20 protein-coding genes are annotated in these 21,969 nt (G+C 72.0%); 10 read left to right on the forward strand and 10 right to left on the reverse strand.

All coding sequences use genetic code 11. The features are described from left to right. Positions 1 to 14: 14 nt before the first annotated feature. The 4 genes from J5Y10_RS01365 to J5Y10_RS01380 all read left to right on the forward strand — a co-directional run bounded on the left by J5Y10_RS01365 (position 15) and on the right by J5Y10_RS01380 (position 4,737). Positions 15 to 668, forward strand: coding sequence for a tetratricopeptide repeat protein (locus J5Y10_RS01365; protein WP_209369881.1), 654 nt, complete (start codon positions 15 to 17; stop codon positions 666 to 668). Positions 669 to 684: 16 nt separating this feature from the next. After that, positions 685 to 2,031 carry an outer membrane protein assembly factor BamB family protein gene (locus tag J5Y10_RS01370; protein ID WP_209369882.1) on the forward strand — a complete coding sequence of 449 codons (1,347 nt, stop codon included), beginning with the start codon at positions 685 to 687 and terminating at the stop codon, positions 2,029 to 2,031. Positions 2,032 to 2,341: 310 nt separating this feature from the next. Beyond that, complete coding sequence (der, locus tag J5Y10_RS01375; RefSeq protein ID WP_209369883.1) at positions 2,342 to 3,700, forward strand: ribosome biogenesis GTPase Der; 1,359 nt, start codon at positions 2,342 to 2,344, stop codon at positions 3,698 to 3,700. 65 nt (positions 3,701 to 3,765) lie between these two features. Further along, entirely contained in the window at positions 3,766 to 4,737 is a 972-nt protein-coding gene (locus tag J5Y10_RS01380; protein ID WP_209369884.1) for an FkbM family methyltransferase, read from the forward strand. On the opposite strand, the gene J5Y10_RS01385 is transcribed toward J5Y10_RS01380, so the two are convergent. From J5Y10_RS01385 to J5Y10_RS01400, 4 genes are read right to left on the reverse strand one after another with little or no spacing between them, the layout of a single operon-like run. Next, positions 4,734 to 5,705: an NAD-dependent epimerase/dehydratase family protein gene (locus J5Y10_RS01385; RefSeq protein WP_209369885.1), complete on the reverse strand. Its 972-nt coding sequence runs from the start codon at positions 5,703 to 5,705 to the stop codon at positions 4,734 to 4,736. The genes J5Y10_RS01380 and J5Y10_RS01385 overlap by 4 nt on opposite strands. 2 nt (positions 5,706 to 5,707) lie before the next feature. Then, positions 5,708 to 6,403, reverse strand: coding sequence for an SDR family NAD(P)-dependent oxidoreductase (locus J5Y10_RS01390; protein ID WP_209369886.1), 696 nt, complete (start codon positions 6,401 to 6,403; stop codon positions 5,708 to 5,710). After that, positions 6,400 to 7,878: an amidophosphoribosyltransferase gene (gene purF, locus J5Y10_RS01395; RefSeq protein ID WP_209369887.1), complete on the reverse strand. Its 1,479-nt coding sequence runs from the start codon at positions 7,876 to 7,878 to the stop codon at positions 6,400 to 6,402. Before purF ends, J5Y10_RS01390 begins: the two co-directional genes overlap by 4 nt. 5 nt (positions 7,879 to 7,883) lie before the next feature. Further along, positions 7,884 to 8,462 (reverse strand): CvpA family protein, encoded by a 579-nt coding sequence (locus J5Y10_RS01400; RefSeq protein ID WP_209369888.1) that lies wholly within the window; start codon positions 8,460 to 8,462, stop codon positions 7,884 to 7,886. Positions 8,463 to 8,862: 400 nt separating this feature from the next. On the opposite strand from J5Y10_RS01400, the gene J5Y10_RS01405 reads away from it, so the two are divergent. After that, positions 8,863 to 9,408 carry a DUF2726 domain-containing protein gene (locus J5Y10_RS01405; protein ID WP_209369889.1) on the forward strand — a complete coding sequence of 182 codons (546 nt, stop codon included), beginning with the start codon at positions 8,863 to 8,865 and terminating at the stop codon, positions 9,406 to 9,408. Here J5Y10_RS01405 and radA read toward each other — a convergent pair. The 4 genes from radA to J5Y10_RS01425 form a co-directional block, all read right to left on the reverse strand. Then, complete coding sequence (gene radA, locus J5Y10_RS01410; RefSeq protein ID WP_209369890.1) at positions 9,405 to 10,844, reverse strand: DNA repair protein RadA; 1,440 nt, start codon at positions 10,842 to 10,844, stop codon at positions 9,405 to 9,407. The two genes, J5Y10_RS01405 and radA, sit on opposite strands and share 4 nt — an antisense overlap. An 88-nt stretch (positions 10,845 to 10,932) precedes the next feature. Then, on the reverse strand, positions 10,933 to 13,386 hold the full coding sequence (locus J5Y10_RS01415) for a bifunctional diguanylate cyclase/phosphodiesterase (RefSeq protein ID WP_209369891.1): 2,454 nt from the start codon (positions 13,384 to 13,386) through the stop codon (positions 10,933 to 10,935). 159 nt (positions 13,387 to 13,545) lie between these two features. Next, positions 13,546 to 14,622, reverse strand: coding sequence for an SPL family radical SAM protein (locus tag J5Y10_RS01420; RefSeq protein WP_209369892.1), 1,077 nt, complete (start codon positions 14,620 to 14,622; stop codon positions 13,546 to 13,548). Next, positions 14,612 to 15,898: a spore photoproduct lyase family protein gene (locus J5Y10_RS01425; RefSeq protein ID WP_245214180.1), complete on the reverse strand. Its 1,287-nt coding sequence runs from the start codon at positions 15,896 to 15,898 to the stop codon at positions 14,612 to 14,614. The genes J5Y10_RS01420 and J5Y10_RS01425 overlap by 11 nt, the downstream gene beginning before the upstream one ends. Here J5Y10_RS01425 and J5Y10_RS01430 point away from each other — a divergent pair. The 3 genes from J5Y10_RS01430 (at position 15,897) to J5Y10_RS01440 (ending at position 18,263) form a co-directional block, all read left to right on the forward strand. Beyond that, positions 15,897 to 16,667, forward strand: a complete 771-nt coding sequence (locus J5Y10_RS01430; RefSeq protein WP_245214182.1) for an ABC transporter permease — start codon at positions 15,897 to 15,899, stop codon at positions 16,665 to 16,667. The two genes, J5Y10_RS01425 and J5Y10_RS01430, sit on opposite strands and share 2 nt — an antisense overlap. A 32-nt stretch (positions 16,668 to 16,699) precedes the next feature. Then, positions 16,700 to 17,338: a histidine phosphatase family protein gene (locus J5Y10_RS01435; RefSeq protein WP_209369894.1), complete on the forward strand. Its 639-nt coding sequence runs from the start codon at positions 16,700 to 16,702 to the stop codon at positions 17,336 to 17,338. 118 nt (positions 17,339 to 17,456) lie between these two features. Continuing rightward, positions 17,457 to 18,263 (forward strand): lipid-binding SYLF domain-containing protein, encoded by an 807-nt coding sequence (locus J5Y10_RS01440; RefSeq protein WP_209369895.1) that lies wholly within the window; start codon positions 17,457 to 17,459, stop codon positions 18,261 to 18,263. Here the strand turns inward: J5Y10_RS01440 and J5Y10_RS01445 are convergent. Further along, positions 18,241 to 19,461: an MFS transporter gene (locus J5Y10_RS01445; RefSeq protein WP_209369896.1), complete on the reverse strand. Its 1,221-nt coding sequence runs from the start codon at positions 19,459 to 19,461 to the stop codon at positions 18,241 to 18,243. The genes J5Y10_RS01440 and J5Y10_RS01445 overlap by 23 nt on opposite strands. Before the next feature lie 119 nt (positions 19,462 to 19,580). Here J5Y10_RS01445 and J5Y10_RS01450 point away from each other — a divergent pair, with 119 nt between their 5' ends. Together J5Y10_RS01450 and J5Y10_RS01455 are read left to right on the forward strand one after the other, a co-directional pair. Then, entirely contained in the window at positions 19,581 to 20,315 is a 735-nt protein-coding gene (locus J5Y10_RS01450) for an SDR family NAD(P)-dependent oxidoreductase (RefSeq protein ID WP_209369897.1), read from the forward strand. 56 nt (positions 20,316 to 20,371) lie between these two features. Continuing rightward, a complete protein-coding gene (locus J5Y10_RS01455) occupies positions 20,372 to 21,058 on the forward strand; it encodes a haloacid dehalogenase type II (RefSeq protein ID WP_209369898.1) in 687 nt (228 codons plus the stop codon). A 3-nt stretch (positions 21,059 to 21,061) separates the two neighbouring features. On the opposite strand, the gene J5Y10_RS01460 is transcribed toward J5Y10_RS01455, so the two are convergent. Beyond that, a complete protein-coding gene (locus tag J5Y10_RS01460) occupies positions 21,062 to 21,907 on the reverse strand; it encodes an NUDIX hydrolase (protein ID WP_209369899.1) in 846 nt (281 codons plus the stop codon). Positions 21,908 to 21,969 lie beyond the last annotated feature (62 nt).

Raw genomic sequence — 21,969 nt, forward strand, 5'->3', positions numbered from 1 at the left:
GAAAAGGAACCCGCGTGCCCGATATTTTCGACGAGGTGCAGGAGGATCTGCGCGCCGAGCGCGCCCAGCAGCTCGGCATGCGCTACGGCGGCGCCTTCGCGGCGGTGGCGCTCCTGGCGGTGATCGCGGTCGGCGGCTGGCAGGGCTGGCGCTGGTACCAGACGCGCGAATCCGAGGCCGCGGCCAATGCCTTCCTCGTCGTCCACCGCGAGACGGAGGCGCAGGGCGCCGACCTCAAGGCGGCCGCCGGCAAGTTCGATTCCATCGCCGCCCAGGCGCCGGAAGGCTACCGCACCCTGGCCCGGCTGCGCGCGGCCGCGCTGAAGTCCGAGACGGGCGACCTGCCCGGGGCGCTGGCCGAGTGGGACGCGGTGGCGGGCGATACCGCGGCCGACCCACTCTACCGTGACCTGGCGAGCATGAACTGGGTTCTGCACGGGTTGGACACCCAGGATCCCGCCACGCTGGCCTCCCGCATCGCGCCGCTGGCCGTGGATTCCAGCCCATGGAAGGCCTCCGCGCGGGAACTGCAGGCTATGGTGGCAATCCGCCAGGGCAACACGGCGGAGGCGCGGCGCATCCTCCAGGCCCTGGTGGCCGATGCCACGGCGCCTCAGGCGCTGCGCGACCGTGCCGGCCGCGTGATGGCGCAGCTTCCGAGTGCGTGATAGGACCTGCGACGCGATGACCTCTCCCTCCCGCCGCGCCTTTCTCCTGGGTGGTGCCGCCCTCGCCCTCTCGGGCTGCGAGACGATCGACAGCATCTTCGGCGAGTCGAAGACGCCCCTGCCGGGGGAGCGCCTGCCCCTGATCCAGGCCGATCGCGACATCGAGGTGGATCCCGCCCTTGCCGGGCAGCCCGTGGCCCTGCCAGTTCCAGCGGCCCTGACGGAATGGCCGACGGCCGGCGGCAACCTGGCGCACGACCCCGGCCATGCCCTGGCCGGCGAGGGCCTGCGCGAGGCATGGCGCGCGAGCATCGGCACCGGCTCCTCCTACCGCCGCCGCATCACCAGCGGGCCGATCCTGGCCAATGGCACTGTCTTCACGGCGGACGCCTACGGCACCGTCTCGGCCACCGATGCCACCTCGGGCGGCCGGCGCTGGACGCGGGAGACGACGCCGGAGAAGGACGACACGGGCGCGGTGGGCGCCGGCCTCGCCTTCAGTGACGGCACCCTCTACGCCGCCACCGGCATGGCCGAGGTGCTGGCGATGGATCCCGGTACCGGCGAGATCCGCTGGCGCGCCTCCGTCCCCGCCCCCACGCGGGGCGGGATCGCCGTCTCGGCCGGCCGCATCTTCGTGCCGACGGTGGAGAACCAGCTCCTCGCCCTCTCCACCGAGGATGGGCGCACCCTCTGGACCTATCGCGGATCCCAGGTGGGCGCGGTGCCGCTAGGCCTTCCCGCCCCTGCGGTCGAGGGCGAGACGGTTGTGGCCGGCTTCCCCTCCGGCGAGCTCGCCGGGCTGCGGGTCAGCGATGGCCGGGCGGTCTGGACGGAGAGCCTCGCCGCCAGCGGCCCGGACGGGCGCGCCGGGACGTTCGGCGAACTCTCCGGCATCTCCGGGCTGCCCGTGATCCATGATGGCCGCGTGATCGCCACGGGCCAGGCCGGCAACACGCTGATGGTCGATCTCCGCGCGGGCCGCCGCCTGTGGGAGCGCGACGTGGGCAGCGCACGCTCCCCCGCCGTGGCCGGGGACTGGATCTTCCTCGTCACGCCGGAGAACCAGCTGGTGGCCATGGGCCGGGCCGATGGCCGCGTGCGCTGGCTGGCCGTGCTGGATGAGCGTTCCGCCCGCGACCGCCGCCGCACCCCCGCCAGCTTCGGCAGCCCTCTCGTGGCGGGCGGGCGCATCCTCGTCCCATCGACCTTGGGCGAGCTGCTGCTGGTGGACCCGGCCGATGGCAAGGTCGCCGGCCGCATCCGCCTGCCGGGCGGTGCCTCCCTGCCGATGATCGCGGTGGGCGGGACGATCTACCTCGTCACGGATGACGGGGTGCTGGTCGCCCTGCGCGGGGCCTGATCGCCGGCCGATGGCCTGTTCGGGGGAGTGAAGAAAGAATTGTTCCTCTCCCCGGAATTGGTCCTGCTTGATGGGCGGTGGGCCTCGGCTCCTGGTGCCGAGGCGACGGCGAGCGCAGGACGGCGACCGACCGTAGAAGGCTGACATATCAGGTCAGTTCCGCGGTAGTCCCACCGCGGGGGCCGGGGTGGCCGCTGCCGCCCCGGCGGGGGTTCGAAGGGGCGGCGCCCCCTGGTGCCGGACAGGCCAGAACACGGCCCCCTCTCACGCCGCGCTTGACCCCCGCGCCCCGGCGGTGCTCTTGCGCCTCATGCTTCCTCGTATCGCCGTGATGGGCCGCCCCAATGTGGGCAAGTCCACCCTGTTCAACCGCCTCGCCGGGCGGCGCATCGCCATCGTGGACGACACGCCCGGCGTCACCCGTGACCGCAAGGAGACGGTGGCCCGCATCGCCGGCAGGGACGTGCTGCTGATCGACACGGCCGGGCTGGAGGAGGCGGCGCCGGATACCATTCCCGGCCGCATGCGCGCCTCCTCCGAGGCGGCGCTGAAGGCGGCGGACCTCGTTCTCTTCGTGGTGGACGTGCGGGCCGGGCTGACCTCCGCGGACCGGTCCTTCGCCCAGTGGCTGCGCCGCCACAGCAAGCCCGTGCTGTTGCTGGCCAACAAGGCGGAGGGGCGGGAGGGTGCCGCCCGCGCGCTGGAGGCCTATGAGCTGGGCCTCGGTTCCCCCCTGCTGGTCTCGGCCGAGCACGGGGACGGCATGGGCGAGCTGCACGACGAGATCCGGGAGGCCCTGCCGCCCGAGCCGCCAGAGGAGAATGACGAGGACGAGGCGGACGACAACCGCCCGCTCCGCCTCGCGATCGTCGGCCGCCCGAATGCCGGCAAGTCCACCCTGCTGAACGCCCTGCTGGGCGAGGAGCGGATGATCACCGGGCCGGAGCCGGGGCTGACCCGCGATGCCGTGGCGGTGCAGTGGACGGACGAGACGGGCAAGCCGGTGCGACTGGTGGACACCGCCGGCCTGCGCCGCCGGGCGCGAATCACCCAAGCCCTGGAGCAGATGTCCACCGCCGCCACCATCGCCGCCCTGAAGGAGTGCGAGGTGGCGGTGCTGGTGGTCGATGCCGTGCAGGGCATGGACGAGCAGGATCTGCGCATCGCCCGGCTGGCGGAGCGCGAGGGGCGCGGCGTGGTGATCGCCTTCAACAAGTGGGACGCCGTGGAGGACCGCAACGCCGCCCGTCGGAAGCTGGAGGATGTGCTGATGGCCTCCCTCGCGCAGCTGAAGGGCGTCTTCGTCGTGCCCCTCTCCGCGGCCACCGGCCGGGGGGTGGAGAACCTGATGCCCTCCGTGCGGGAGGCCTATGCCCTCTGGAACCGCCGCGTGCCCACAGGTGCGCTGAACCGCTGGTTCGAGCGCGCGCTGGAGCGCCACACGCCGCCGCTGGTGGACGGGAAGCGCCTGAAGCTGCGGTATGTCACCATGCCGAAGGCGCGGCCTCCGACGCTGCTGGTCTTCGGCACGCGGGCGGAGCAGATGCCCGAGGATTACCGCCGCTACCTTACCAATTCCTTCCGCGAGGCCTTCGATATGCCGGGCGTGCCGATCCGGGTGAACACGCGCGGGACGGAGAACCCCTACGCCGATGAATCGGACGGCTGACACGGCCGGGTGGCCCTCCGTTCCGGCGGTGGGCTAGCCTGGGGCGGCCACCGTTAGGATCGATCATGCCGCGCCTGCGCTCCCTGTTCCCGTCCCTGCGTCGGGGACCTTCGGCCGGGGAGCAGGCGGTGATGCGCCGGCTGGCGGAGATGGACAACGCGCTGACGCGGCGCGCCCTGGCGGCGGAGGAGAAGCTGGAGCGCCTCTCCCGCCGGATGGAGGAGATCACCGCCTACTTCGCGCAGCGCGCCCATCCCCTGCACCACACCCAGTCCAACTACCTGGGAGACCACACGGCGCTGACGCTGCTGCAGGGGCGGCACATGCTCTACGTCGACACGCGCGGCATCGACATCGCGCCCCACCTGATGGTCCACGGGATATGGGAGACGGGATACACCGCGCTCTTCGAGCGGCTGGTGCGGCCGGGCGCCACGGTTCTCGATGTCGGGGCCAACCTTGGCGTCTATGCCATCCTCGGCGGCGCGAAGGGGGCCCGTGTGCACGCCTTCGAGCCGAATCCCAGGCTCTGCGAGCTGCTGCGCCGCTCCATCGCGGTGAACGGCTTCACCGAGCGCGTGACGCTGCACGAGGCCGCCGTCGGCGATGTGGAGGGGGAGGTGCAGCTTGCCTTCGACACGGACTGGCCGGGCGGCGGGCATGTGGTGCCGCCCAACTCGACGGTCGCGGGCCGGCCCTGCCGGGTTGCGGTGCCGGACCGGCTTTTTCCCGATCCCGGGTTCCGCCTGGACCTCGTGAAGATGGACGTGGAGGGCTTCGAGGGGCACGCGCTGCGCGGGATGCGCGATCTTCTCGCCCGCTCGCCGGAGGTGCGGATCATGATGGAATTCGCCCCGGGCATGATGGCGTCCCAGGGCATGGGGCCGGCGGAGACGGTGGCGTTGCTCTCCGGGCTCGGCTTCCGGTTCTGGAACATCGGCCTGGATTCCGGCCTCACGCCTGTCGAGGCGGATGTGCTGGCCGCGGAGAGCGGGGCCGGCGTGCGCAACATCCTCGTCGCGCGGAAAGCGCCCTAGAGCCGCGCGTCCCGCATCCAGGCCAGGGTCAGGGCCGCGCCCTCCTCCAGCCCGATGCGGGGCCGCCAGCCCGTGGCCTGCGCCATGCGATCCAGCGAGAGGGCGGGGCGGTCGGCGGGGAAGCGGCCGGTTACCGTCGCCGCCTCGCCCGGTTCCGCCACGCGCCAGTCCAGCCCCGGCAGGGCGCGGGCGAGGGCAGCGCAGTACTCCTCCGGGCCGGTGGCCTCGCCGCTGCCGATGTTGAAGACGCCACGGGCCACGGGGGTGTCCAGCAGGGCGATCAGCCCCGCGGCGATATCGGCGGCATGCACCTGGTCGCCGCGCCGGGCCCCCGCCAGGCGCACGGGCGTGCCGGACAGGGCCTGGGCCGTAATCTCGAAGGGCGGGGAGAGGGTGTCGCGCAGCCCCGTCGGGTGCTCCCAGCGGCCATAGATGCCGCCGAGGCGGGGCGCAGCGACGGAGAGGCCCTCCAGCGAGGCGAGGCGCAGCAGGGCCTGCTCCGCCGCCAGCTTTGTAATGCCGTAGAGGGCGGTGGGGCGAGCCGGATCGTCTTCCCGGAACAGGTCGGGGACCGTGTCGGGCACGCCGTAGACGGCGCCGGAAGAAGGGGCCACCAGCCTCTCCGCCCCGGCGCGCAGGGCCGCTGCGAAGCAGGCGATGGAGCCGCCGAGGTTCACCGCAGCGACCGTGCCGGGGTCCGCCCGCTCCCGCGCCGTGCCCGCGGTGACGGCGGCGGCGTGCAGCACGGCCCGGACGGGCGCGCGGGCGAAGGCGGCGTCGAGATCCTCCGCCCGGGTCGCATCCCCGACCACGGCGTGCAGCCGGCCGGGGAGGGCGGCGAAAAGGGTAGCCGCCATCGGGGGCAGGGGCCGGGCGTCGAGCGCCACCACCTCCTCGCCACGGGTCAGCAGGGCCTCCACCACGTTCAGCGCCACGAAGCCGCTGGCGCCGGTGACGAGGAGGGCCATCCTCAGGCCGCCCGCGCCGCTTCGCCGGGCAGGCAGAGCGCGGCGATGGCGGGGGCCACATCCGCGGGCTGGGCGAGGCTGGCGGGATCCTCGCCTGGCATGGCCGTGGTGCGCAGGCGAGTGTTCACCGGGCCGGGGTCGTGCAGCATCACGCGCAACGGGGTGGTTGCGACCTCCTCGGCCCAGGTCTGCACGAGGTGCTCCAGCCCCGCCTTGGTCGCGCCATAGGCGCCCCAGTAGGGCCGGGGATGCCGCGCCCGGTCGGTGGTGAGGATCACGGCCCGCCCGGCATCGGAGGCGCGGAGCGGCGGGTCCAGGGTGCGGATGAGGCGCCAGGCGGCGGTCATGTTCACCGCCACCACATCCGCCCAGTCCTTCGGGGTGATGTGGGCGACGGGGGTGAGGGTGCCCAGCACGCCCGCCGCATGGACGAGGATGTCCAGCCGCCCGAAACGCTCCACAATGGAGGGACCGAGCGGGTCCAGCTTGTCCACGTCCTTCGCCAGGTCGAAAGGAAGCAGGGTGGCGGTGCCGCCCAGGGCACGGACGGCATCGTCCGTCTCCTCCAGCCCACCCTGGCTGCGGCCGGTCAGGACGAGATGGGCGCCGAGGCGCCCCAGCTCCACCGCCGTCGCGGCGCCGATCCCGTGAGAGGCGCCGGTGACGAGGGCGACGCGCCCTTGCAGCGGAAGGCTCATACGCCGTTCAGCGCCAGCAGGGCCGGCTCCCGCTCCTTGTGGCCGACGAGGTCGGTGAGGGGGATGGCGTAGTCGCCGGTAAAGCAGGCGTCGCAGTAGCCGGGGTCCTTCGCGTCCCGGCCGGGGCGGCCGAGGGCGCGGTAGAGGCCGTCCAGCGAGATGAAGGCGAGGCTGTCCACGCCGATGATGCGCGCCATCTCCTCCACGCTGTGATTGGCGGCCATCAGCGCCTCCCGCTCCGGCGTGTCGATGCCGTAGAAGCAGGAATGGGTGGTCGGCGGGGAGGAGATGCGCATGTGCACCTCCGCGGCGCCGGCCTGGCGCATCATCTCCACGATCTTCTTGCTCGTGGTGCCGCGCACGATGGAGTCGTCCACCAGAATAATCCGCTTGCCCTCGATCGCCGCGCGGTTGGCGGAGTGCTTCAGCTTCACGCCGAGGTGGCGGATGTTGTCCGTGGGTTCGATGAAGGTGCGGCCGACATAGTGGTTGCGGATGATCCCCAGCTCGAAGGGGATCCCGGCCTCCTGCGCGTAGCCCATGGCGGCCGGTACGCCGGAATCGGGCACGGGGACGATCACGTCCGCCTCCACGCCGCTCTCCCGCGCCAGCTCGGCGCCGATGCGCTTGCGGGTGTCGTAGACGGGCGTGCCCTCCACCACGGAATCGGGTCGGGCGAAGTAGATGTACTCGAAGATGCAGAAGCGGTTCGCGGTGTTCGCGAAGGGCTTCACGCTGCGCACGCCCGTGTCGTCGATCACCACGATCTCGCCGGGCTCGATGTCCCGCACGAACTCGGCGCCGACGATGTCGAGCGCGCAGGTCTCGCTGGCCAGGACCCAGGCATTGTTCTGGTCCGCGCCCAGTCGGCCGAGCACCAGGGGGCGCACGCCCAGCGGGTCCCGTACGCCCATCAGGGCGCCGTCATGCAGGGCCACCAGGGAATAGGCGCCGTCCACCTGCTTCAGCGCGTCGATCAGGCGATCGAGCACCGTGGCGTAGAGGGAGATGGCGATAAGGTGGACGAAGACCTCGGAATCCGTAGAGGACTGGAACAGGCAGCCGCGGCGGACGAGCTGGCGGCGCAGCGCGAGGGCGTTGGTCAGATTGCCATTATGGGCCACTGCGAACCCGCCGAAGGCGAAGTCCGCGTAGAGGGGCTGGACGTTGCGCAGCGCCGTCTCGCCCGCCGTAGCGTAGCGGTTGTGGCCCACCGCGGCGCGGCCGGGCAGGGAGGCGATGACGCGGGCATCCCCGAAGATGTCGCCCACCAGCCCGAGGCCCTTGTGGGAGCGGAACCCCTTCTCCCCGAGGGAGACGATGCCGGACGCCTCCTGGCCGCGGTGCTGGAGCGCGTGGAGCCCGAGGGCCGTGAGCGCCGAGGCGTCCGGAGCGTTCCAGACGCCGAAGACGCCGCATTCCTCGTGGAAGGCGTCGTCATCGGTGTCGAACGGGTTGGTCGTGGTCTCGGTCATGGCGGTCAGATCCGGTTGCGCGCAGGGGGCCGCAACAGTTCCTCGGCGGTGGGTGCCCGGCCGCTGGGCGGATCGGGCAGGCGGGGTCGGTACTGGGCGGGCAGCTGCTCGTTGAGCCAGGCCGCACCGTCAGCGATGGAGGGCAGGAAGCGGGACTGGCGGACCGGCTCCGGCCAGATGGACGTGTCCGGAACGAAGGCTCCCGCCGCGATATAGGCAACCAGGATCACGATCACACCCCGGCCGATCCCAAAGACGATGCCCAGTGCCTTGTCCACGCCACCGATGATGGAGTTCCGCACCAGCCCGGCGATCAGCGCGATCAGAATCTTCAGGATAATGAGGGTGACGATGAAGACGGCGGCCAGGGCCGCGACATCGACCAGCCAGGGAGCGGCGGCCGTCCACTTCTCAGGGAATACGCCGTTGAAGGCGTGGCGCGTGCCTTCCAGCATGTAGAAGGAGAAGAGGATGGCGCCGATCCAGGCGCCCACCCCCAGCACTTCGCGGATCAGGCCGCGCATGTAGCCGATGACGCCGGAGATGGCGACAACGGCGAGGAAGACGGCGTCGACCCAGGTCATCGGGGGCGGGATATAACGGTGCTGCGGCGCGGCGTCACGCGGAAGGCACCCCGGGCCTCGCGGGGGAGGCATGTTGCAGCGCCATGACGGGGATGGCCGGGCTGGCCCGCTCTGCCGGATAGGGCACTGAGTGGATTGTTCTTTTTGGCCGGCTGTCCGGCTATTGCCGGTGCCTGGGCCGCGTCCCCTGGGTATGTCCAAAGTTTGCCGAAGTGGCGGGGCAAGCCCTCGAGTGTCACCGGAGGCCGATTCCCATGCTCGGCCGCGCCGGCCATGGCCAGGGCGGCCAGCCCCGGTGAAAGGTGCGCCATCCCTATCCCGCACCTCGCCTCTCCGGACGATAACCCAGTAAGGACTGGTGGATCCCCACTGGCACCGTGGCGAACGGCCCTTTCCCGAAATGCCCCTGACACATCGCGCCCTCCTCCTCGGCGCCCTGGCGCTCGTCGCCGCAGTCATCCTGCTGGTGGCTCTCGTGCGGCGCCGTCGGGGGCGCCGGGTCGACCAGCTGGGGGCGGTGATGCACCGAGACGTGGTGTGGCAGAGCCGCCGGGTTCTCAACGTCGGCGAGACCGCGGTCTATGAGAGCGCCTGCGCCGTGGCGGCGGCGATCGACCCCTCGCTCCGGATCTGGCCGCAGGTCAGCCTCGGCGAGGTGGTCCGCACCGAGGGACGTTCGGAGGCGGACCGGGAGGCCTTCCGCTGGATCAACAGCAAGCGTGCCGACTTCCTCGTGGTGGACGGGGAGGGCTGGCCGCTCGCGGTCATCGAGTACCAGGGCTCGGGCCACGACCTCGGCAATGCGGCGGAGCGGGACGCGGTGAAGCGGACGGTGCTGTCGCGGGTCGGCATCCACTATATCGAGGTGCCCGCCCCGCTGGCCCGCAAGCCCCGCCGGCTCGACGCCCTGCTGGACGAAGCGCTGCGGCGGGCGGCCGGGGCCTAGTCGGCTTCGGCCGGCTCCGCCTCCTTCGCCTTCTTCGCTGCCGGCTTGCGCGTGCTGCTGGCCGCGAAGGGGGCCACGAGGTCGGCCAGGTGGCCGATCTCCGTCATCCCCAGCCCGTCCGGCGCCGAGAGCGCCCGGCCGCCGCGCGCCACGCGGCGGGGCAGGGTGGCGGCGGCGAAGCCGAGCTTCGCGGCTTCCCGCAGGCGCAGTTCGGTCTGGGCCACCTGCCGGATCTCGCCGGAGAGCCCGACCTCCCCGAAGAACACCATGTCGGGCGGGCAGGGGCGGTCGGTTGCGGCGCTGAGCAGGGCGGCGGCCACGGCCAGGTCGGCTGCGGGCTCCTGCACGCGCAGACCGCCCGCGATGTTCAGGTAAACGTCGTTCATGCCGAGCGTCATGCGGCAGCGGCTCTCCAGCACGGCCAGCAGCATGGCCAAGCGCCCGGAATCCCACCCGACCACCTGCCGGCGGGGGCTGCCGCCGGTGGAGGGGGATAGAAGGGCCTGCACCTCCACCAGCACGGGGCGCGTGCCCTCCAGCCCGGCGAAGACGGCGGAGCCGGCGATGTTGCCGCGCCGCTCCGCAAGGAACAGGGCGGAGGGGTTGGTCACCTCGGCCAGCCCCTGCTCCGTCATCTCGAAGACGCCGATCTCGTCGGTCGCGCCGAAGCGGTTCTTGGTGGCGCGCATGATGCGGAACTGGTGGCCGCGATCGCCTTCAAAATAGAGGGTGGCGTCCACCATGTGCTCCAGCACGCGAGGGCCGGCGAGCGTGCCCTCCTTCGTGACATGACCCACCAGCACCAGGGCGAAGCCCTTGGCCTTGGCCAGCCGCCCGAGCTCTGCGGCGCAGGCGCGGACCTGGGAGACGGTGCCGGGGGCGGAATCCAGGCTGTCCAGCCAGACGGTCTGGATGGAGTCCATGATGACCAGCCCGGCATCCCGCTCCTCCTCCAGGCTGGCGAGGATGTCGCGCAGCGAGGTGGCGGCGGCGAGGCCCAGCGGGGCGCCGGAGACGCCGAGGCGGAGGGCGCGGAGGCGCACCTGCTCGATCGCCTCCTCACCCGAGATGTAGAGGGTGCGCTTGCCCGTTTCGGCGACGCGGGCGGCGGCCTGGAGCAGGATGGTGGACTTGCCGATTCCGGGATCGCCGCCCACCAGCACCACGGAGCCGGGCACGAAGCCGCCGCCGAGCACGCGGTCCAGTTCCTGGATCCCCGTGCGGGTGCGGGGCGGAGGGGCTGCTTGGCCCTTGAGCGCCACGAACTCCACCTTGCGCCCGCCGAGCGCGGCGGTCTTCGCCGGGCCCGGCGCGCGGGCCTCCACCACCTCCTCGGTCAGAGTGTTCCACTCCCCGCAGCCCTCGCACTTGCCCTGCCACTTCGGGTGGACGGTGCCGCAGGACTGGCAGACGAAGCGGTGGGTGGATTTTGCCAAGGGATGCCCGATCAGGAACGAAACGTGGACATTCCCGGATGTAGCGCGGGGAGGGGCGGGTTAGAAGGGGCCAGCCCCCGGCGCCGGATCAGGCCGGCGCGGCCGGCTGGCTCACTGCCTCGGGCACCAGCTCCGCGCTGCGGGAGCGGAACAGGTCCGCCGAAGGGACGGGGCGGCCGAGCAGGTAGCCCTGCACCCGCGGGCAGTTGCGGCTGCGGAGTATCTCGAGCTGCTGCTCGGTCTCCACCCCCTCCGCGACGACGATCATGCCGAGGCTGCGGCTGAGGGCGAGCACGGCTTCCACGATCGCCGCGGATTCCACGTCCTGACCCAGGCCCCGCACGAAGGACTGGTCGATCTTGATCTCGTCGAAGGGGAAGCGCCGGAGATAGCTGAGGGAGGAGTAGCCCGTGCCGAAATCGTCCAGGGAAAGGGCGATCCCCATGTCCTTCAGGGCGCGTAGCAGGGTGAGGGCGCGCTCGGTCTCGCCGATCAGCAGACCTTCGGTCACCTCCATCTTCAACCGCTGCGGCGGCAGGCCGGACCGTTCCAGCACCTGGGCGATGACGGCGAGCAGATCGGGCTGACGGAATTGCGCGGGGGAGATGTTCACCGCCACGCGACAGGGAATGGGCCATTTCGCCGCTTCCGCGCAGGCCGTCTCCAGAACCCAGCGGCCGAGCGGGCGGATGAAGCCGGATTCCTCGGCCAGCGGCACGAACTCCGCCGGCGAGACGGCGCCCCGCTGCGGGTGGTTCCAGCGCAGCAGAGCCTCGGCGCTCACCATCTCCCGCGTGCGCGTGTCGCATTGCGGCTGGTAGGCGAGGTGCAACTCGCCCCGCTCGATCGCCATCCGCAGGTCCCGCTCCAGGGTCCGGCGCTGCATCAGGCGCTGGTCCAGGGCGGCCTCGAAGAAGCAGTGGATGCCGCGCCCGTCTCGCTTGGCGCGGTCGAGCGCCGTGTCGGCGTTGCGGAGGAGCCGGGGCACGGTCCTGCCATCGGCCGGGGAAATCGCCACGCCGACGCTGGTGCCGAGCTGGAAGGTCTGCCCCTCGATCTCGAAGGGCGCCGACAGGGCCTCGATCACGCGGCCAGCGAGGGCGGCCGCGTCCTCCGGCGCGCCCAGATCGGCCTGGAGAATGGCGAACTCATCGCCGCCCAGCCGGGCAATGGTGTCGCCACCGCGCACCAGCACGCGCAGCCGCTCCGCCACCTGCAGCAGCAACTGGTCCCCGCCGTCATGGCCGAGTAGGTCGTTCACCGTCTTGAAACGGTCGAGGTCGAGGCAGAGCACGGCGATGCTGCGCCCCTCCCGCGTCGCCGTCTCCAGCGCCTGGTTTGCCCGATCGGCCAGCAGAGTGCGGTTGGGGAGCCCGGTCAGCCCGTCATGCAGCGCCAGGTAGCGGATCCTCTCCTCCGCCCGCTTCCGCTCGGTCGGGTCGCGCACAGCCACGGCATGGGCGAGCGGCGCCCTCCTCCAGCCCTCCTCGTCCGCGTCCTCGATCACGCGGGACATGATCTCGACAGGGGTGCGGCGGCCGCTCTCCGCGGTCAGCTCCACCTCCAGTGGCGAGGTGGTGTCCGGCCGGAGGGAGGCGTCGTCCTGCAGCCGCGCGACGGCCTCCGCTGGAAGAATCGCCGAGATGTCCTGGCCGACCAGCGCCTCCGCCGGCCTTCCGAGCAGCCGGGCCAGAGGTTCGTTCACGTCCAGGATCTTGCCGCCGCGATGGATGAAGAGGCCTTCGGAGGTGTTGTTGACCAGGCGGCGCAGCCGGTTCGCGTCCCGCGCGCCCTTGCCCCACAGCTTTTCCTCGAAGGCGACGCTGATATGGCTCACGACCGCCACCGTGCCGACCACCGCGGCGACGGTGATGGCGATCAGCCGCTCGTCCAGGCCGCTATCGGCTGCCCAGACGCCGCCATCCGGAACGATGGTGGCGCCGGCCATGCCGATGAAGTGCAGGGCGAGGATCGAGCCCGCCAGAAGGCCACTGGCCAGCAGTCGCCTCGGCCGGTTGTCCAGCCGGCGCGAGAGGGCCGTCGCTGCCAGGCCCGCGCCGATGAGGACGGCGAGGACGGCATGCACCGGGGAGAACTCGAGGTGTCCGGGCAGGCGCATGGCGCTCATGCCCGTATAGTGCATGGCGCCCACGGTCAGGCCGAGCACGGCGCCTGCCAGAACGGCACGCATCCTACCGGAACTCGTGCCGGACCCACCGAGGCCGGGGATCTGTCCGATCTGAAAGGCGAGAGCCGCGCCGGCCACGGCCATGAGGGCGGAAAGCGCGGTGATGTCCGGATTGTAAGTGATGGGAAGGCCGGAACGAAGGGCGAGCATCGCGATGAAATGCGTGGCCCAGACGCCGGAGCCGTAGACCATCCCGGCACCGAGATTCCAGAGCTTCCGGTGCGCCGGCTCCACCAGCCCGGCGCGCCGGACGATGTTGGTACAGACGAAGCAGGCCATGAAACAGACGCCAGCCGCCAGGATGAGCAGCGCCGGGCTGTGTTCGTGCTGGAGACAACCCAGGACTTGCAGCATCAGCTCCTTGGCCCGCTCTCCTGGATTCGCAACGACGCATCCCCGCATACAACCGGAGATTGTGTAAGTAAAATTCGCGACAACGTCGTTTGGGCTGTCTTGGGGCAGGAGTTCGCGGATCGGGGACTACGATTGGCGTGCCCAGTCGAACTCGTCGGCTCAGGTGAAGTAGAGGACGCGCGCCTGCGGCAGGTGGCGGGCGACGCTCGCCTCAAGTTCCCGGCGCAGGTCGGCCATCAGCGCCTTCGGGAAGACGTACTTGGCCGAGCCGAACTTCGTGAGCTTCCGGCTGCGCTGCTCCGGGTCCATTTCCAACTCGCTGCCGGGGTACCAGCCCTGGAGGACCCCGCGCGATCCCTCCGTGAAGCGGTGGGTGATCAGCTCCACCGTCAGGTCCGGGTCCCCGGCGCTGTCGAGCGCAATGGCGCACTCGGCCAGCAGGGCATCATAGGCTTCCCGCCAGTCCGGCAGGTTGAGGATGGGCGCGACGGTGAGGCCGATGCGGTAGCCGGCCAGGGCGGCTTGCCGCATGGCGCGCAGGCGGTTCCGCACGCGCGGCGCGCCGCCCTCGAATCGCTCCGCCCCGCGCGCGTTGATCGAGAAGCGGATGCGCGTGCGGCGGTGATGCGGTAGGTCCAGCAGCGGGCCGATGCTGTCGTACTTGGTCGTGAAGCGGAACTGGGCCTCGGCCTCCCAGGCGCCGAAGAAGCGGATCGTCTCGGCGAGGCTGCCGGTGATGTGCTCGATGCCCAGCGGGTCGGTGTAGCAGGAGCCCTCGTAGGTCGTTCCCTCCGCCGCGCGGGCGGCGTTGCGGGATGTGACCTGGCCCTGGCCGAGCAGCGGCGGCAGGGCGGCCAGGATCTCCGGCAGGTTCGCATAGGCCCGGATGATCGGCGGGCCGGCGAGGGAGCCGGCGAGGTAGCAGTAGCTGCAATGGGCCGGGCAGCCCTCCGCGAGGTCGAAGCGCCAATCGGCGCTGGGCGGGATGGGCTGCGGCTTGCGGCGGCTGGGGGAGGCGACGACGACGGCCATGGTGGTCTTGGCGTCGCGGTAGGTATCGGGCAGGCCGGTCAGGCGGTCGGCCTTCAGCCGCACCACCTCTGCCCCCAGCGCGGCGGCGCGCTCCGCCATCGCTTCGCCCTGCGGCCAGCCGAAGGCGGAGGGGGTGATGAGGAGGCGCCGGGGCTTCCACAGCGGGTGGGCGCGGGCCGGGGCCTCCAGCACGTCAGAAGGCATAGCGCACCCGGCAATAGGGCATGCGGGCGGCGAGGAGGTCCTTGAAGCGCTGGAGCCAGCGGCCCTTCCAGCCCGTGCGGTAGCGCAGGTTCACCCCGCCGCTCTCGGAAACCTTCTCCTCCTGGATGTCCGGGCGCCAGAGAAGCTCTTCCGCCTTCGGGTGCCAGGCGAGGTTGACCTCGTGCAGGTCGCTGTTGTGGGTGAGCATGATGATCTCGGCCGCCAGTTGCTCCTTCACGGCGGAGGGCAGGATGTCGTCCAACTCCTCGAACAGGGCGCCCCACTCCGCCTCCCATCCCTCGCGCAGCACCACGGGGGAGAAGTTCAGGTGCATTTCGTAGCCGGCGCGGTGCAGTTCGGGGATGGCAGCAATGCGCTCGGCCATCGGGGAGGTGCGGACGTCCAACAGCTTCCCGAGGGCGGGGGGCATGAGGGACATGCGGATGCGCGTGCGCCCCTGCGGCTCGTAGCCCAGCAGGTCCGGGTTCACCCATTTCGTCGCGAAGCTGCCCTTCGCGTTCGGCAGGGTGCGGAACAGGCCGACGAGGTCGCGCACGTTCCCGGAGATGGCGGCGTCCACGGAGAGGTCGCCGTTCTCGCCGAGGTCGTAGACCCAGGCATGCGGGTCCACCTGGTTCGGCTCGGTCTTCGGCCCCTGTCGCGCGGCGTGGCGCGCGGTGGCGGCCAGGATGGCCTCGATATTGACGAAGACGGAGATGGGGTTCGCGTGCCCCTTGCGCCGGGCGACGTAGCAGTAGGCGCAGGCCATGGCGCAGCCGTTGGAGGAGGAGGGCGCGATGAAGTCCGCGCTGCGGCCGTTCGGGCGGAAGGTCAGGCCCTTCTTCACGCCGAGCACCAGGGCGCTCTTCTTGGCCGCAAGATAGTCGCCGGGATCGCCCTCCCGCAGCTCCGGGATGCGCCAGTGGGAGGCAACGGGGATGCGCTCGGCCTCCGGGAAGCGGGCGAGGATCTCCCGGCCGCGGGCGTGGTCCTCCACGGCGGGCTCGAGATAGATGCGGGCGATGTCGAGGGGGAGTTCGGCCATCCGGAGCCGATGTGGGGATGCCGCCGGGCCTTCCCACCCCGCCGGGCGGATCACGAGATCGTCTCGCCGAAAGCCCTGGCGCCCGGCGAGACCGCGCGGCATCTGGCAGGGCATGTCCGCCACCCGCGCCGCTCCGCTCGCTCCACCGCCGACCGGGGCGCCGACCGGGGCGCCGGCCGGGGCGCCGGCCGCCTCGCCGATCCGCGCATCGGCCCGCCGGATCTGGGGCATGGTCTACCGGCACCTCGCACTGTTCCGCCGCTCCTGGCCGCGGGTGGTGGAGCTGATGTACTGGCCGGTGCTGCAGATGGTCGTCTGGGGCTTCGTCACCGCCTACGTGGCCGGCGTGCAGCAGAGCACCGCGAGCATCGCCGCCGGCGCGCTGCTCGGCGGCGTGCTGCTGTGGGAGGTGGCGCTGCGCAGCCAGATGGGCTTCGCCATCACCTTCCTGGAGGAGATCTGGTCCCGCAACCTGGGCCATATCTTCGTCTCGCCGCTCCGCCCCTGGGAGCTGGTGGCCGCCCTGGTGGGGATGAGCGCGATCCGCATGCTCGCGGGCGTGCTGCCGGCCGTGCTGCTGGCCTGGCTGCTCTACGGCTTCGGCCTGTTCTCCCTCGGGCCCGTGGTGGTTCTGTTCTTCGCTGCGCTGATGATCATGGGATGGGCGGTGGCGCTGGGGGTCACCAGCATGATCCTGCGCCACGGGGCGGGGGCGGAGACGCTAGCCTGGTCCGTGCTCTTCGGCCTCGCCCCTTTCTCGGCGGTGTTCTACCCCGTCTCCGTCCTGCCGGGCTGGCTGCAGCCTGTCGCCTACGCCATCCCCGCCGCCCATGTCTTCGAGGGGATGCGCGCCGCCCTGCTGGAGAGCCGGATCGCCTGGGGGCATCTCGGCCTGGCCTTCGCGCTGGACCTGGTCTGGCTGGGGCTCGGCGCCTGGCTGTTCATGGCGCAGTTCCGGCGGGCGCGGGAGCGGGGGGCGCTGCTGAGCATCGGGGAGTAGCCGCGCCGGCGCGGGGAGGCTAAGGCGGCCCCATGCCGGACACGACCAGGATCTTCCTCATCCGCCACGCCCTGGTGGAGCCCGCCGCGCGCCTCACCGTCTATGGTTCCATGGACGTGGCACTGTGCCAGGAGACGCTGGCGCGGGAACGGCCCGCCCATGCCTGGCTGGCCGCGCGCCTGCCCGCCGCCGCGCGCTGGTACTGCACCCCGCTGGCCCGCACCCGTGCCACCGCCATGGCGGTCTTCGCCGCGGGCTATCCGGAGGCGGAGCTGACGGAGCTGCCGCATTTCGTGGAGCAGTTCCTCGGCGAGTGGCAGGGGATGACGCATGAGGGGTTCACCGCCGCGCTGCGCGACCCGCCCCACCCCTTCTGGAACCACGGCGCGGACGAGCGGCCGCCGGGCGGGGAGAGCCTGTCCGACGTGGTGGCGCGCGTCGGCCCCACGCTGGAGGCGGTGGCGGCCGAGAACCGGGGTGGCGACGCGGTGATCATCGCCCATGGCGGTTCCATCCGCGCGGCGCTGGCCCATGCCTGCGGCCTAAGCCCCTATCAGGCGCTGCAGTTCAGCGTGAAGAACCTCTCCCTCACCCGGCTGGAGAAGGAGAACGGCCACTGGCGCGTGGGCGGGGTGAACGAAGAGCCGCCGATGCCCCAGCCGCCCGGCTGAGCCGCCGGGTTGAAGCTCGGGCCTGAAGGCCCGCGAAGCCGCCACGGCACCGCCCTGGTCTCGCCACGGTCGGCAGTATAGTCTGCCCGCTGCGACAAGGGGTTGGGGGAAGAACTTCATGCGCCGCACGATCTATGCGCTGGGTGCCCTGGCGGCCCTGGCCCTGGGAACCCTGCCGCGCGCCGCCCTGGCGCAGCCGGTGGAGCAGCAGGCTCTCGTGGACCGGGCCACGTTGACGGTGACGGAGATGCTGACCCAGGGCGACCCGAACGCGCTGGACGACGCCACCCGGTCCCTTGCCCGGGCGCGGGCCGTGATGGTCTGCCCCCGCATCTTCCGCGCCGGCTTCCTCTTCGGCGGGCAGGGCGGGGATTGCGTGCTGACGGCGCGGGACGGGGCGGGCTCCTGGTCCTCGCCCGCCTTCTACACCATCGGCTCGGCCAGCTTCGGCCTGCAGATCGGCGTGCAGGACATGCAGGTGATGATGATCATCCTGACGGAGCGCGGCCTGAACGCGGTGCTGGACAGCCAGTTCAAAATCGGCGCGGACGCGGCCATCGCTGTGGCCACCGTCGGGGCAGGAATCGGGGGCGCCACCACCGCCGCGGTGGGGGCAGATATCGTGAGCTATGCCCGCGCGCGAGGTCTTTATGCCGGCATCTCGCTGGAGGGATCGCTCCTCTCCAGCCGCAACGACTTCAACACCGGGTACTACGGCCGCTCCGTCGCGTCCCGGAACATCGTGATCGACATGCAGGCCCATAACCCGGCGGCCGACCCGCTGCGCGCGGCGCTGATGCGCTTCAGCGCGCCCGGCGGGGGCATGGCGCCGCCGCCGATGATGGCCCCGCCGCCGCGCCAGGGCGGAATGCCGCCGATGCAGGCGGCGCCGAGCGGGACCGTCACGCGGGAGACGCTGCGCTAGCCGCGGGCATCTCCCGCAGCCCCGGCGCGGGGGAGACGAGGATCACCGCCGCCTGTGCCGCGAAGCCGAGGCTGGAGGCGAGGAGGCAGGCCTCCACGCCCCAGCGTGCCGCCAGCAAGGCCCCCAGCGCCGCGCCGAGGGGCCGCGCGCCGTAGGTGGCCGTCATGACGGTCGCCGAGACCCGGCCGAGCATCGCCCCGGGCGTCACCGCCTGCCGCAGGGCGGTGGTGTGGATGGTCCAGAGCACCGGCCCCGCCCCGAAGAGGAAAAGGGCCGCCCCCGCCAGCGCCGGGGAGGGCAGGGCGGCGGTGGCAAGCATCAGCAGCGATGCCAGCAGCGCCACGAGGGGACCGGCGGCGATCAGCGCGCCGAGGCGTGCCCGCGCCGCGAGCAGCGGCGAGGCCAGCGCCCCCGCGACCATTCCCGCCCCGAAGAGCGCGAGGACCGTTCCCACGCCCGTCGCGGAAAGGCCGAGGTTCCGCACGGCATGGACCACCAGCGCGGCCTGCAGCAGGAACCAGGCGGCGTTGAACAGCACGGCCGTGACGAGGATGGGCCGCAGCAGCGGGTGGGAGAGGACGAAGCCGACCCCTTCCCGCAGCTCCCCCGCGAGATTGCGGCGGGCGGGGGCGGGGCGGGGCGGTTCCGTCAGCCCGGCCAGGGGCGCCACCGCCAGCAGGGAGAGGCCGATCGCCAGCCCATAGGCCGGCCCGGCCCCCAGCCAGCCGATCAGCGCCCCGCCCAGCGCGGGCCCCGCCATGAAAGCGAGGCTGCGGCCGAGTTCGAGGGCGCGGTTTGCCGAGGCCAGCGCCGCGCGCGGCACCAGGGCCGGCACGATGGCAGGCGCCGCCACGCCCTGCGCGACGGTGCCGCCCGCGCCGAGGGCGCCGAGCGCTGCGAGCCCTGCGATGCCGAGGTGCCCCGTGCCTGCCAGGACAAGGATCGCGAGCAGCGCCGCGGCCCGAATCGCCTCCGCCCCGATCATCAAGTGCAGCCGGGAGGTGCGGTCGGCCAGCAGGTCCGCGGGCAGGGCCAGCAGCAGGAAGGGCAGGGTCTGCGCGGCCTGCAGCCAGCCCGTTGCCTCTGCCCCGGCGCCGAAGGACAGGACGGCGAGGAGCGGCGCGGCCGAGAGGGCGACCTGCTCGGAGGCCTGGGCGGAAAGGTTGGAGAGGGCGAGGCGCCGGACCGGGTTCTGCATGGACCATGCCTGCCCGATCCGCGCGGGCCCCGCCCCCCGTCCGTTGCGCCGCAATGCCGCCGCTTGCGCGGGGGCGCCGGGCCGTCGCATGACGGGCCGACCCCGCCGGAGAACCCGTGATGAGCGCCAGGATCATGCTGCTGACCGGTGCCAGCCGCGGCATCGGCCACGCCACGGTGAAGCGCTTCCAGGGAGAGGGGTGGCGGATCCTCACCGTCTCCCGCCAGCCCTTCTCCGAGGAGTGCCGCTGGCCCGGCGCGCGCTGGGGGCATATCCAGGCCGACCTGTCCGACCCCGCCCAGGTGCGGGCGATGATCGAGGATGTCCGGTCCCGCCTGCCCGAGGGGAAGCTGCACGCGCTGGTGAACAATGCCGGCATCTCGCCGAAGGGGGAGGGCGGGGCGCGGTTGGGTGCGCTGGACACGGATCACGAGGTCTGGACCAGCGTGTTCAACGTGAACCTCTTCTCCACCGCCGCCCTGGCACAGGGGCTCTTCCCCGAGCTGAAGGCGGGGGGCGGCAGCATCGTGAACGTCACCTCGATCGTGGGGTCGCGCGTGCACCCCTTCGCCGGCGCCGCCTATGCCTGCTCCAAGGCCGCGCTGGCGGCGCTGACGCGGGAGCTGGCCTACGAGTTCGGTGCCCACGGCATCCGCGTGAACGCCATTGCGCCCGGGGAGATCGACACCGCCATCCTGTCCGCCGGGACGGAGGAGATCGTGGAACGGCAGATCCCCATGCGGCGGCTGGGCACGGCGGAGGAAGTGGCGGAGACGATCCTGTTCCTCTGCTCGCCCGCCTCCTCCTACGTGAACGGGGCGGAGATCCACATCAACGGCGGGCAGCACGTCTGAGGGCGACCAAGGCCCATGCGGCGCGTTCCCCTGTCATCGCCTGATGGAGACGGGGCATGCTGGGACTGGGCGGGCCGAAGCGGCCGGAGGTGGTGGCCTTCGACATGATCGGGACCGTCTTCCCGCTCGATCCGCTGCGCCCGACCATCGTCGAGATGGGCCTGCCGCCCGCCGGGCTGGAGGGCTGGTTCGCCGCCGCATTGCGCGACGCTTTCGCCATCTCCGCCGTCGGGCAGTTCCGGCCCTTCCCCGAGATCCTGGCCGCGGCGCTGGACGGGGTGCTGGCCCAGCAGGGCCTCTCCGCCCCGCCCGAGACCAGGGCGCTTCTGATGGCGCGCATGAAGGCCCTGCCCCCGAGGCCGGATGCGCGGGCGGCTTTCGGCGAGATCGCGCGGGCGGGGATGCGGGTCATGGCACTGAGCAACGGCGCCGCCGCTTCCACCCGCGGCCTGCTGGAGGGCGCGGGTTTGCAGGACCTTGTCGCCCATGTCGTCTCGGTGGAGGAGGTGAAGCTCTTCAAGCCCCGGCGCGAGGTCTACGAGCGCGCTGTCGAGGTCGCCGGGGTACAGGCGGGTGCCGTGGCGCTCGTCGCCGTCCACCCCTGGGACGTGAACGGCGCCAAGGCGGCCGGGCTGACCACAGCCTATGTCACGGCCGAGGTGCCCTTCCCGCCGGTGATGCAGGCCCCGGACATCCAGGCGCCCTCGCTGGCCGAAGCGGCGCGTGCCCTGATCGCCCTGTAATCCTCAGGCGAGCTGGTCCAGCCCCGCCCGCATCGCCCCGTCCGGGTCTTCCAGCAGCCCTTCCCGGATGAAGAGGTCGATCAGGACGAGGTTCACGTTGAACTTCACGTCGTCCGTGTCCCGCACCGCCTCCAGCACGCGTCCGATGGGCCAGAGCTCGAAGCGTTCCACCTCGTCGTCATTCGGCTTCGGGATCACGTCCTCCGGCATGTCGAGGTCGAAGATGTGCAGCAGGTCGCGCCGCATTCCCTCGTCGGTCCGCATCACGTAGGAGACGCGGCCGACGGAGCGGGCCTGCACCGCCAGCTTCGCGGGAAGGGAGGCCTCCTCCTCCGCCTCCTTCGCCAGGCAGCGCGCCGGATCCAGCCCGGCTGGGATGCCGCCCGCGACCACGTTGTCCATCTGCCCCGGCGCCACCGCCTTGTCCCTGGACCGCCATCCCACCCAGAGGTGCAGCCCGTCCGGCCGGCGGACCAGCCCGTTCACATGAACCCCCTGGCTCGTGATGCCCATGGCCGGCAGCACGCCGCGGTCCACGGTCGCCAGCACCGGGCCTGCGGGATGGGCCCGCACGTCGAACTCCTCCCCGCGGATTCGCCCGAACCCGGACTTGGCCAGGGTGCGGGCGATCTCTGCCATCGCGCCGCTGCGGGCCGCCACGCCCCGCAGCCCGGTGGCGAGGGAGACGCCCTCCGGCCCGAAATGGACGAGCTTCGGCAGGAAGGTGAGGGCGCGGGCGGCGTCCGGCTCCAGCCAGCCCACCTGCTCCTCCCCGATCCGGAAGGGCAGGTAGCCGGCAGGGGAGGGGATGTTGTTGCAGGCCGCGATGTGCCGGGTGAAGGGGTTCATGGCGCCATCCTGCCCTGCCCCGCGCCTTCCGGCACCCCCGCATGCGCCATCGCGGCTGGCGC

The organism is Roseomonas indoligenes (assembly GCF_017813365.1).
In the GTDB taxonomy this organism is placed as follows: Bacteria; Pseudomonadota; Alphaproteobacteria; order Acetobacterales; family Acetobacteraceae; genus Roseomonas; species Roseomonas indoligenes.